The following is a 9,640-nucleotide window of genomic DNA, read 5'->3' as shown; positions in this document are numbered from 1 at the left end:
GACGCGCCTGTCGTTAGAGAAAATGACAACAACGCGCCGGCGCACCTCGTCCCGCTTCGCGGCTCCCCCGAACCCCGGCGATAGACCTTGACGTCTACGGGATCGGTGTCGCCCCTTCTCCGTCCGAGGACGCCTCTGCGGTGGACCGATCCGAGCGCAAAGCTAGACCCGCTTTGATGGCGCGTCAAGAGCCGTTTCGGAAATTCCTGCAACGCCACGACCGCATTCCGCATCGCGCATGCGTTCCCCCGGCGATTACGCGGAGGACGGAGAATCCGCGGCACTCGCATGCGCGTGCCGGAATAGATCGGATCAGTGACGCGCGTAGACGATCTGGGCGCCCAGGTACGGCTCCCACGCCGCCCGCATCTCCGGCGAGATGCGCGTCGGGCGCCCGGTCGTCGCGTCGACGAGGACGATCACGGCTGTGGACCGCGCGTACAGCATCCGCCCGTCGCTCTCGGGATGGTTGTACACCTCGTAGCACACCTCGAGGCTGGAGCCGCCGAGCTTGCCGAACCACATCTGCACCTCGAGCGGACGCCGCTGGTAAGGCACCGGCGCCAGGTACTCGATCTCCTGGCGCGCGATCAGCGTCAGCACCCCCTGCTCGATCCCGGAGTCGAGCAGGGCGGTAGAGGGAGCGTCCTCCCCCGCTGCGGGCTTCCAGAAGGCGCGAACGCGCGCCTCCTCGAGGAGCTTGAGCATCGAGGTGTTGTTGACGTGATTGAACGCGTCCAGGTCGCCCCACCGCAGGTGGATGGGGATGTGCAGTCTTCTCGTCCCCGCGTCAGTCACGGGTGAGCTTGCGGTGCGTGGTGCGGTGCGGGCGCGCGGCATCGGGGCCGAGTCGCTCGATCTTGTTGCGCTCGTAGGACTCGAAGTTGCCCTCGAACCAGTGCCACTGCGCGGGGTTCTCGTCGGTGCCCTCGTACGCCAGGATATGCGTGGCGATGCGGTCGAGGAACCACCGGTCATGCGTGATCACGACGGCGCAGCCCGGGAACTCGAGCAGGGCGTTCTCCAGCGAGCTCAGGGTCTCGACATCCAGGTCGTTGGTCGGCTCGTCGAGCAGCAGCAGGTTGCCGCCCTCCTTGAGCGTGAGCGCCAGGTTGAGCCGGTTGCGCTCACCACCGGAGAGGACACCGGCCTTCTTCTGCTGGTCCGGGCCCTTGAAGCCGAACTTCGACACGTACGCGCGCGAGGGGATCTCGGTCTTGCCGACGGTGATGATGTCGAGTCCGTCCGAGACGACCTCCCACAGCGTCTTGTCGGGGTCGATGTTCGCACGCGACTGGTCGACGTAGCTGATCTTGACCGTCTCGCCGATCTTCAGGTCGCCGCTGTCGAGCGGCTCCAGACCGACGATCGTCTTGAACAGCGTGGTCTTTCCGACGCCGTTCGGCCCGATCACGCCGACGATGCCGTTCGGCGGCAGGCTGAAGCTCAGGCCGTCGATGAGGGTGCGGTCGCCGAAGCCCTTCTGCAGCTTCTTGGCCTCGATGACGACGCTGCCCAGACGCGGCCCCGGCGGGATCTGGATCTCCTCGAAGTCGAGCTTGCGAGTGCGCTCCGCCTCCGCCGCCATCTCCTCGTAGCGGGCCAGACGCGCCTTCGACTTGGTCTGACGGCCCTTGGCGCTGGAGCGCACCCACTCCAGCTCGTCCTTCAGCCGCTTGGCGAGCTTGGCGTCCTTCTTGCCCTGGATGTCGAGGCGCTCGGCCTTCTTCTCCAGGTACGTGGAGTAATTGCCCTCATAGCCGATCAGGCGGCCGCGGTCGACCTCGGCGATCCACTCGGCGACGTTGTCGAGGAAGTACCGGTCGTGGGTGATCGCGATGACCGCACCCTTGTACGACTGGAGGTGCTGCTCCAGCCACAGCACGCTCTCTGCGTCGAGGTGGTTGGTGGGCTCGTCGAGCAGCAGCAGGTCGGGCTTCTGCAGCAGCAGCTTCGCAAGCGCCACACGGCGGCGCTCGCCACCGGACAGGGGCCCGATCTCGGCATCCGCGGGCGGGGTGCGCAGCGCATCCATGGCCTGCTCGAGCTGCGAGTCGAGGTCCCACCCGTCGGCGGCGTCGATCTCCTCCTGCAGCACGCCCATCTCGGCGAGCAGGCTGTCGAAGTCGGCGTCGGGGTCGGCCATCAGCGCCGAGATCTCGTTGAACCGGTCGACCTTGGCCTTGATGGCGACGCCCTCCTGGATGTTCTCGAGCACCGTCTTCGACTCGTCCAGCTCGGGCTCCTGCATGAGGATGCCGACGCTGTAGCCGGGGGTGAGCTTCGCCTCGCCGTTGGACGGCTGGTCGAGACCGGCCATGATCTTCAGGATCGTGGACTTTCCCGCACCGTTCGGCCCGACCATGCCGATCTTCGCGCCGGGCAGGAACGCCATCGTGACGTCGTCGAGGATGAGCTTGTCGCCCACCGCCTTGCGGGCTCGCACCATGGAATAGATGTACTCGGCCACGAAGCAGCTCTCCTTCAGTCAGCAGATCAGCGATGCGGCTCCGCACGGGAGCCGACTCTCCAGCCTACCGGGATCGGCGACGGCGCCAGGCCGCGCTCGCCCCGCGACCCGACGCCGCGCGGATGCCGGTCAGGCGGCGTCGACGGACGCGGGATGACGCTCGTCGACGGGAGGACGTCGCGACCACAGGCCGGCGAGCAGCGAGCCGGAGACGTTGTGCCAGACCGAGAAGATCGCCGCGGGCAGCGCGGCCTCCGGAGTGAAGTGCACTCGGGCGAGGCCTGCGGCGAGACCGGAGTTCTGCATGCCGACTTCGATGCTGACCGCGCGGCGGGACGACTCGTCGAGTCCGACCGCCCTGGCGGCGCCGTAGCCGAGCAGCAGCCCGACGCCGTTCAGCGCGATGACGACGGCGAAGATGAGCAGGCCCGAGCTGAGGATGGTGGCGGCGCTGCCGGCGACGACCGCGAGGACGACCAGGGTGATGCCGACGACCGAGACCAGCGGCATCCATTCCACGAGCACCTCGACCACGCGCGGGAGGAACCGGCGCAGCAGCAGGCCGACCGCGATCGGAATGAGCACGATCTGCACGATCGACAGGAACAGTCCGGCGGCGTCCACCGGGAGGTAGGAGCCCGCGAGGAACAGGACGAGCAGCGGGGTGAGGATCGGTGCGAGCAGCGTCGACACGGTCGTCATCGCTACGGACAGCGCGACGTCGCCCTTGGCCAGGTAGGTCATCACGTTCGAGGCCGTGCCGCCCGGCGCGGCCGCGACGAGGATCACGCCGACGGCGATCGCGGGGTCGAGCTGCAGCAGCGTTACCAGCAGCCAGCCGGTCGCGGGCATGACGATGTACTGCGCGAGGACGCCGATCAGGAGGGCGACGGGGCGGCGGGCGACGATCGCGAAGTCCGCCCCGCGCAGGGTCATGCCCATGCCGAGCATGATGATCATCAGCAGCGGCGTGATCCAGGGTCCGAGAACGAGGAACGGCGTCGGCACGAACACCGCGAAGGCCCCCGCGGCGAGCACGATGAGCGGGAACCAGGCTCCGGCGATGCGGCCGATGCGGGCGGCGGTGGTCTCGGGCGGCGAGGTCGTTTCGTCGTTGTTCACCCCGACAGACTATCGATTGCGCGGGGCCAGGACCGGCGCGCTGCGTCCCCTGAGCTCACCGGTCCAGGCGCGGGATGTCCTCCCTGCACGGCGGCGACGGGCTCGCCGAGGGGCACGATCCGCAGTCCGGGTCGCCCCTCATCGCAGCCCGCCGCCCACCGTGGGCGCCGTCCGATGGGCGGTCGACGTGGTTCAGCGCGCGGCGAGTGCGACATCCCCCGACTCGTCCGAGTAGGAGTCGACGTCACGCGCCTCCAGCCCCGCCGCGTCCCAACCGTCGCGCTCCGCATCGGTCACCGGCACGTCGGGCAGCCCGTCCTCGACCTGCTCCTCTTCGCTCTGCGCATACGACGGCGGACGACTCTCGTCCGTGAAGGATGACTGCTCGCCCCGACCGTGGGTCGGCAGCGCCTGCATGGGCGCACGGGGCGTCCGCACGAAGGCGCTGGTGCCCCGGCGCAGGTCGTGTCCGATGGACTCAGCCGTGATCTCGGCGCTCATCCCGCGTCGGCCGTTGCTCTCCCATTCCTTGAGACGCAACGAGCCGGTGATGATCACGGGGTCGCCGCTGTGCAGCGACGCCTTGGCGTGGTCTGCGAGCTGACGGAACGCCGCGACGTCGTACCAGCTGGTGCCGGTGTCGACCCAGCTGCCGGTGCGGCGGTCCCAGTACCCCGAACTGCAGGCGACCCGGAAGTTGACCACGGACGCTCCCGCCGTGGTGGTGTTCTTCACCGGCTCGCCGCCGAGGTTCCCGTGGATGGTCACGGTGTCATGCATGTTGGTGCTCCTCTGTCCCCGGGTCCGCGCCCGGATGAGAACAGAGTGCACGCGTCCTCCCCCGCCGGAACCCGCTCGACCCAGGCAGAGTGGACAACTCGGCTGGACGCCGAATTGTGCAGGGCGAACGACGCCGAAGCGCCGGCCGTGACGACAGTCAGGCCAGGTACTCGGCGAACTTCGCCCGGACCTTGTTCACCTTCGGCACGGCGACGGCCAGGCAGTAGCCCTGGGTGGGGTTCTTCGCGAAGAAGTCCTGGTGGTAGTCCTCGGCCTCGTAGAACTCACCGAGCGGCTCGATCGTCGTCACGGGCTCACCGTCCCAGATCGTCGCCGCCCTCTGCCGTGCCTGCTCGAACAGCTCGCGCTGCCGGTCGTCGGCGGGGAACATTGCGCTGCGGTACTGCGTGCCGATGTCGTTGCCCTGGCGGTTCAGCTGGCGCGGGTCGTGCATCGTGAAGAAGGCGTCCAGGATCACGTCGGCGGGGATGACCTCCGGATCGAACGTGACGGCGACCGCCTCCGCGTGACCCGTCGCGCCGGTGCAGACCTGCTCGTAGCTGGGGTGCGGCGTGGTGCCGCCGGTGTAGCCGGAGGTCACGGCGGAGACGCCGCGGAGGGGGCGATACGCGGCGTCCAGGCACCAGAAGCAGCCGCCGGCGAGCACGAAGGTTTCCATGCCTCCACGCTACGCCCTCCGTGGCACGGCGGCTCTCAGAGTGACGATGCATCAGTGCACGAACAGCAGCAGAGCGGCCACAGCGATGAACAGCCCTCCGAACACCAGGTTCAGCACACGCTGGCCGCGCACGGTGCGCGTGAAGCGCCGGAACGACTTCGCGGCCGCGGCGAAGAAGAACCACATCACGATCACATCGACCACCACGACGGTCGCGATGAGGATGACGTACTGCGGAAGCGGGTCGCGATCGAGCCGGATGAACTGCGGCACGAAGGCGAGGAAGAAGACGACCGCCTTCGGGTTGAGCAGGTTGACCCAGAAGCCGCGCCGGAACATGCTCCATCGGGACTCGCCCACCACGGCGTCCGGGTCGTCGGCCGGTGGTTGTGGTCGGGTCAGCATCAGACGGATGCCGAGATACACCAGGTACGCCGCGCCGAGGTAGCGGATGGCGTTGAACAGCAGCGGTGAGCGCGACACCAGCAGCCCCACGCCCGCCGCCACGATGACGATGTGGACGATCAGCGCCGCCTGCTGACCGAGCACGCCCCACAACGACCGCCGCCATCCCTGTACGAGCGCGTTGCTCATCGTGTTGATGGCGCCCGCGCCTGGGGTGAGGCTGATCACCACGCAGGCCGCGAACAGGGAGAGCCAGATCGTCCAGGGCACCAGGACAGTGTAGGGAGCGCGGCGCCGGCTCCCGGCATCCGATGTCGATGGTCGTCTCTATGTTCGAACCAGGAAGGAGACGACATGACCGCACTCACCGGCACACTGCCCACGGTCCTGTGGGAGACCCCCGTCCTGCGCAGCCGCCGCGAGCACCTGGAGCGCGCCGCCGATCATCTCTGGAGGGTGATCGACGATCGCGGCAGCATCCGCGGGCATCTCCGTGTGGTGGCCGACCCGCTCGGCATCCGTTACCGCGCGGAGCGACTCCACCTGCCCTCGGGCGGCTTCCGACTCGTCGGCGAGTTCTGGGACCCCGACGATGCGGTGGCGGCACTGCGGCACTGAGGGCGGATGCCAGAATTGCGGTGCCCCCTGCAGGATTCGAACCTGCGACCAACAGATTAGAAGGCTGTCGCTCTGTCCACTGAGCTAAGAGGGCGCTGCACCCAGGCTACCGCGGACCCCGGTGGATCTTCGGCCGTCATTAGGATGTTCACATGGTTTCCCCCTCCGAGAACGATCGTCTCGTCTGGATCGATTGCGAGATGACGGGACTCGATCTCTCGGTCGACGAACTCGCCGAGATCGCCGTCGTCGTCACCGATTTCGAGTTGCGACCGCTCGACGCCGGGTTCCAGGTGGTCATCAAGCCCAGTGAACGCGCCCTCGCGCACATGAACGACTTCGTCACGGAGATGCACCGTTCCTCGGGTCTGCTCGACGAGCTGCCTTCGGGAGTCTCCGTCGAAGAGGCGGAGGCGCAGACCCTCGCGTACATCAAGCAGTTCGTGCCGCTCGAGCGGAAGGCAGCGCTGGCCGGGAACACGATCGGCACCGACCGGATGTTCCTCGCGAAGTACATGCCGCAGGTCGACCAGTATCTGCACTACCGCAACGTGGACGTCTCCAGCATCAAGGAGCTCTCCCGCCGCTGGTTCCCGCGGGCGTTCTACCAGGCGCCCGTCAAGGACGGCGGTCACCGCGCGCTCGCGGACATCCTGGAGTCGATCCGCGAGTTGCGTTACTACCGCGAGGCGGTGTTCGTACCGGAGCCTGGGCCGACCTCTGACGAAGCACGGGAGATCGCGAGTCGCACGGTGTCGGAGTTCCAGCCGAACATGTAATAGACTCGTCTGGTTGCCTGCTCCGGCAGGCACATGGTGGGTATAGCTCAGTCGGTAGAGCGCCTGGTTGTGGTCCAGGAGGTCGCGGGTTCAAGCCCCGTTACTCACCCCAACCGAACGCCCCGGGATCATGCGGATCCCGGGGCGTTCTTCCATGCGGTGGCCGGCTCCGCGGCTACGCGCGCGACACACCGGCCCGCGCCCGCCCCGTCCGCACGTGGATAGCATCGAGGTATGCCCTCGCACGTCCGTCCTGCCACCGACGCCGATCTGGACGTGCTCGCGAGCATCGAGGCGGCCGCCGACGCGGCGTTCTCAGACGTCTTCGGGCGCGTGGACTGGGGCGCTCCCCCGTCAGTGCGCGAGCGTCTGTCGGAGCCCGGCTTCATCCTCGTCGCCACGGAGGCCGAGGACGGCCCTGCCGTCGGCTTCGCGCACGTCATCGAGCACGACGGAGTCGCCCACCTCGAGCAGCTCTCCGTCCTCCCTGCTCACGGCAGGCGCGGACACGGACGCGCCCTGCTGAACGCCGCTCTCGATGAGGCCGCCGACCGAGGCGCCACGCGGATGACGCTCCGCACCTACGCCGACATCCCGTGGAACGCACCGTTCTACGCCTCCGCCGGTTTCGAGGAGCGCCCCGACCCGGACGACGACTTCCACGCAGGTCTGCTCGCCGCCGAGGTGCGGCTCGACCTGGCCAAGCACGGCCGGCGTGTGCACATGGAGCGGCGCCTCCCGCGCGGGATGCGTATGGACGCCGAGGCGTTCGAGGCACTCGTGATCGACGAGCTCGACCGCCTGCCGGACGACATGGTGGACGGCCTCGAGAACGTCGTCTTCGTCGTCGAGGACGAACCGGAGGACGGCGAGGATCTGTTCGGTCTCTACGATGGCCTCGCTCTCACCGAACGCGGACAGTACGGCATGGCCGAGCTGCCCGACCGCATCATCGTCTACCGCCGCGCACACCTGGCCGCCTGCGAGACCGAGGGCGAACTGCGCGAAGAGATCCACACCACGCTGGTGCACGAGATCGGGCACTACTACGGCATCGACGACCGTCAGCTGCACGAACTGGGGTGGGCGTGAGCACTCCGGCATCCGCACCGACCACCGATGAGCAGCTCACCGCCGCTCCCCTGCTGCCCTGGCAGCTGGTGGTGTGGGACGACCCGGTCAACCTGATGAGCTACGTGGTCCGCGTGTTCCGCACCTACTTCGGGTACTCGCTCGAGCACGCCACCGCCCTGATGCTCGCCGTGCACCACGAGGGCCACGCGGTCGTCGCGACCGGTCCCCGGGAGACGATGGAGGTGCACGCGCAGGCGATGCACGACTACGGGCTGTGGGCGACGATACGGCAGGCGCCACAGTGACCGGCGGCGGTCTGGTGCTCCCGCTGGCTCTCATCGAGGTGGGGCATCTCCTCGACCTCCTCGACGAGTTCGTGACCGTGCTGGAGGATTCCCAGCACACCGCGGATGCCGGGACCACCGCGCTCGCACCGGACCCGTACCCGGACGACCGCGAGGCCTCCGCCGCGTTCCGCGAGGCGACACAGACCGCGATCCTGGAACGCAGGCTGGCGGACGTGGGCACGGTGCGCGCCGCCCTGGCGGAGGCGGTCGGGGACGCCACCCCGGAACACGCCGGCGAGGGTCTGCAGGCCGCGCGGGTGATCATCGCCGACCCCGATCTCGACGCATGGCTGCGCACCCTCACCGCCCTCCGGCTGGTGCTCGCGTCCCGACTCGGAGTGTCGGGCGCCGACGACCACGACCCCGAGGATCCCCGGTTCGGGGTCTACGACTGGCTCGGATTCCGGCTCGATCAGCTGGTGAGGGCGGCGGATGCCAGGGACGGGCTCGACCACGAGACGTGGATCTGACCGGGCCCGAGCTAGGGGGTCTGCACCCGCACGTGCGCCAGCGAGACGGGATCGTGACGCGCGATGTGCTCTTCCTCCTGCCGCGCCCACATGTCCCAGTGCGCGCGTAAGCCGTCGCCGTCACGCTCCAGCGCGCGCTGCCTGCGCGACGCGGCGGGTCCGTCCACCCAGACCGTGACATCCGCGAGCCGTGCCGCCCGGGCGGTGAGCGCACCGCAGCCTTCCACGATGAGTGCGAGCGCGGGATCGACGGCGTGGGCCTCGGCCTCCTCTTCGCGATCCCAGTCCCACCGTCGCCAGATCCCGATCACCCCGCGGGCATGCGGCAACAGGATGCGCTCGGTGGCGGCATCCGCGCCTGCCTCCAAGCCCTCCCACCCCGGGTAGAGCGAGTCGAGTGCGACGACCTGGACGGGCCCGCTGAGCGGCCAGCCGCGCCGCAACCGGGTCGCCAGGCTGCTCTTGCCCGCGCCGCTGCGGCCGTCGATCAGGACGACCGGATTCGATGCGGCGACAGCGCGCACCGCTGCGCCGATCCGCTCCACCGCGGCCGCCAACGCGTCCGCGAACGGGTCGTCACTTCTTGAGTGCACGGATGACGCGGCTCAGGGCGCGACCGCCGTCCAGACGAACGGGATGGCGACGGCGAGCAGGGAGACGAAGTTGGGTTCGAACCGCAGACCCTCCTCGCGGCGGACGTACACGCCGAGCGGGATCGCGACGCCGCCGCCTCCTCCGCCACCCGCGCTGTCGTCCATGTTTCCGCCGCCGAAGCCGGTGAGCGTCAGAGCCACCGGAGTGAACTGGGCTCCGTCGACCTGCTGCGGCTCACCGTAGGCGGTCTGCACGCCGAAGGAGGCGGCGTTGCGTCCGAGTTCCAGTGCGATGTGAGGCAT

13 protein-coding genes, 2 tRNA genes and 1 pseudogene are annotated in these 9,640 nt (G+C 68.7%); 7 read left to right on the top strand and 9 right to left on the bottom strand.

Annotation, left to right across the window (positions count from 1 at the left end; all coding sequences use genetic code 11):
• Positions 1 to 312 precede the first annotated feature (312 nt).
• From RIF65_RS03660 to RIF65_RS03635, 6 genes are all read right to left on the bottom strand, one after another.
• Complete coding sequence (locus RIF65_RS03660) at positions 313 to 840, bottom strand: acyl-CoA thioesterase (protein ID WP_375142122.1); 528 nt, start codon at positions 838 to 840, stop codon at positions 313 to 315.
• Complete coding sequence (ettA, locus tag RIF65_RS03655) at positions 791 to 2,470, bottom strand: energy-dependent translational throttle protein EttA (RefSeq protein WP_309064386.1); 1,680 nt, start codon at positions 2,468 to 2,470, stop codon at positions 791 to 793. The genes RIF65_RS03660 and ettA overlap by 50 nt, the downstream gene beginning before the upstream one ends.
• Before the next feature lie 129 nt (positions 2,471 to 2,599).
• Complete coding sequence (locus tag RIF65_RS03650) at positions 2,600 to 3,592, bottom strand: bile acid:sodium symporter family protein (protein ID WP_309064387.1); 993 nt, start codon at positions 3,590 to 3,592, stop codon at positions 2,600 to 2,602.
• 192 nt (positions 3,593 to 3,784) lie between these two features.
• Complete coding sequence (locus RIF65_RS03645) at positions 3,785 to 4,372, bottom strand: single-stranded DNA-binding protein (protein ID WP_309064388.1); 588 nt, start codon at positions 4,370 to 4,372, stop codon at positions 3,785 to 3,787.
• Between the two features lie 157 nt (positions 4,373 to 4,529).
• A complete protein-coding gene (gene msrA / locus RIF65_RS03640) occupies positions 4,530 to 5,051 on the bottom strand; it encodes a peptide-methionine (S)-S-oxide reductase MsrA (RefSeq protein WP_309064389.1) in 522 nt (173 codons plus the stop codon).
• A gap of 51 nt (positions 5,052 to 5,102) precedes the next feature.
• Positions 5,103 to 5,726 (bottom strand): LysE family translocator, encoded by a 624-nt coding sequence (locus RIF65_RS03635; protein ID WP_309064390.1) that lies wholly within the window; start codon positions 5,724 to 5,726, stop codon positions 5,103 to 5,105.
• 84 nt (positions 5,727 to 5,810) lie between these two features.
• On the opposite strand from RIF65_RS03635, the gene RIF65_RS03630 reads away from it, so the two are divergent.
• Positions 5,811 to 6,074 (top strand): hypothetical protein, encoded by a 264-nt coding sequence (locus tag RIF65_RS03630; protein WP_309064391.1) that lies wholly within the window; start codon positions 5,811 to 5,813, stop codon positions 6,072 to 6,074.
• Between the two features lie 21 nt (positions 6,075 to 6,095).
• Here the strand turns inward: RIF65_RS03630 and RIF65_RS03625 are convergent.
• A tRNA-Arg gene (locus RIF65_RS03625) sits at positions 6,096 to 6,168 on the bottom strand.
• Between the two features lie 58 nt (positions 6,169 to 6,226).
• Between RIF65_RS03625 and orn the strand changes: the two genes are divergently transcribed.
• The 6 genes and pseudogenes from orn to RIF65_RS03595 all read left to right on the top strand — a co-directional run bounded on the left by orn (position 6,227) and on the right by RIF65_RS03595 (position 8,744).
• The gene (gene orn / locus RIF65_RS03620) at positions 6,227 to 6,853 is read left to right on the top strand and encodes an oligoribonuclease (RefSeq protein ID WP_309064392.1); all 627 of its coding nucleotides are present in this window, start codon (positions 6,227 to 6,229) and stop codon (positions 6,851 to 6,853) included.
• 36 nt (positions 6,854 to 6,889) lie between these two features.
• Positions 6,890 to 6,965, top strand: a tRNA-His gene (locus RIF65_RS03615).
• Between the two features lie 122 nt (positions 6,966 to 7,087).
• A pseudogene (locus RIF65_RS03610) lies at positions 7,088 to 7,480 on the top strand (GNAT family N-acetyltransferase); the annotation flags it as partial.
• A 120-nt stretch (positions 7,481 to 7,600) separates the two neighbouring features.
• Complete coding sequence (locus RIF65_RS03605; protein ID WP_309064502.1) at positions 7,601 to 7,945, top strand: metallopeptidase family protein; 345 nt, start codon at positions 7,601 to 7,603, stop codon at positions 7,943 to 7,945.
• Complete coding sequence (gene clpS / locus RIF65_RS03600; RefSeq protein ID WP_309064393.1) at positions 7,942 to 8,232, top strand: ATP-dependent Clp protease adapter ClpS; 291 nt, start codon at positions 7,942 to 7,944, stop codon at positions 8,230 to 8,232. The genes RIF65_RS03605 and clpS overlap by 4 nt, the downstream gene beginning before the upstream one ends.
• Complete coding sequence (locus tag RIF65_RS03595) at positions 8,202 to 8,744, top strand: DUF2017 family protein (RefSeq protein WP_309064394.1); 543 nt, start codon at positions 8,202 to 8,204, stop codon at positions 8,742 to 8,744. The genes clpS and RIF65_RS03595 overlap by 31 nt, the downstream gene beginning before the upstream one ends.
• An 11-nt stretch (positions 8,745 to 8,755) precedes the next feature.
• Here the strand turns inward: RIF65_RS03595 and RIF65_RS03590 are convergent, their stop codons facing one another.
• Positions 8,756 to 9,337, bottom strand: coding sequence for a hypothetical protein (locus RIF65_RS03590; protein ID WP_309064395.1), 582 nt, complete (start codon positions 9,335 to 9,337; stop codon positions 8,756 to 8,758).
• 12 nt (positions 9,338 to 9,349) lie between these two features.
• The gene (locus RIF65_RS03585; RefSeq protein WP_375142121.1) at positions 9,350 to 9,640 is read right to left on the bottom strand and encodes a hypothetical protein; all 291 of its coding nucleotides are present in this window, start codon (positions 9,638 to 9,640) and stop codon (positions 9,350 to 9,352) included.

Origin of the sequence: Microbacterium sp. (assembly GCF_031180975.1) — a bacterium.
In the GTDB taxonomy this organism is placed as follows: domain Bacteria; phylum Actinomycetota; class Actinomycetes; order Actinomycetales; family Microbacteriaceae; genus Microbacterium.
Note: the sequence above shows the minus strand (reverse complement) of the source record. Positions and strands in the feature narration are given on the sequence as shown.

Excerpts from the sequence above, each read along its gene's own strand:
- RIF65_RS03660 (WP_375142122.1), bottom strand. The coding sequence starts at position 840 with ATGCCGCGCGCCCGCACCGCACCACGCACCGCAAGCTCACCCGTGACT.
- RIF65_RS03645 (WP_309064388.1), bottom strand. The coding sequence starts at position 4,372 with ATGCATGACACCGTGACCATCCACGGGAACCTCGGCGGCGAGCCGGTG.
- msrA (WP_309064389.1), bottom strand. The coding sequence starts at position 5,051 with ATGGAAACCTTCGTGCTCGCCGGCGGCTGCTTCTGGTGCCTGGACGCC.
- RIF65_RS03630 (WP_309064391.1), top strand. The coding sequence starts at position 5,811 with ATGACCGCACTCACCGGCACACTGCCCACGGTCCTGTGGGAGACCCCC.
- orn (WP_309064392.1), top strand. The coding sequence starts at position 6,227 with ATGGTTTCCCCCTCCGAGAACGATCGTCTCGTCTGGATCGATTGCGAG.
- RIF65_RS03605 (WP_309064502.1), top strand. The coding sequence starts at position 7,601 with ATGCGTATGGACGCCGAGGCGTTCGAGGCACTCGTGATCGACGAGCTC.
- RIF65_RS03585 (WP_375142121.1), bottom strand. The coding sequence starts at position 9,640 with ATGCCTCACATCGCACTGGAACTCGGACGCAACGCCGCCTCCTTCGGC.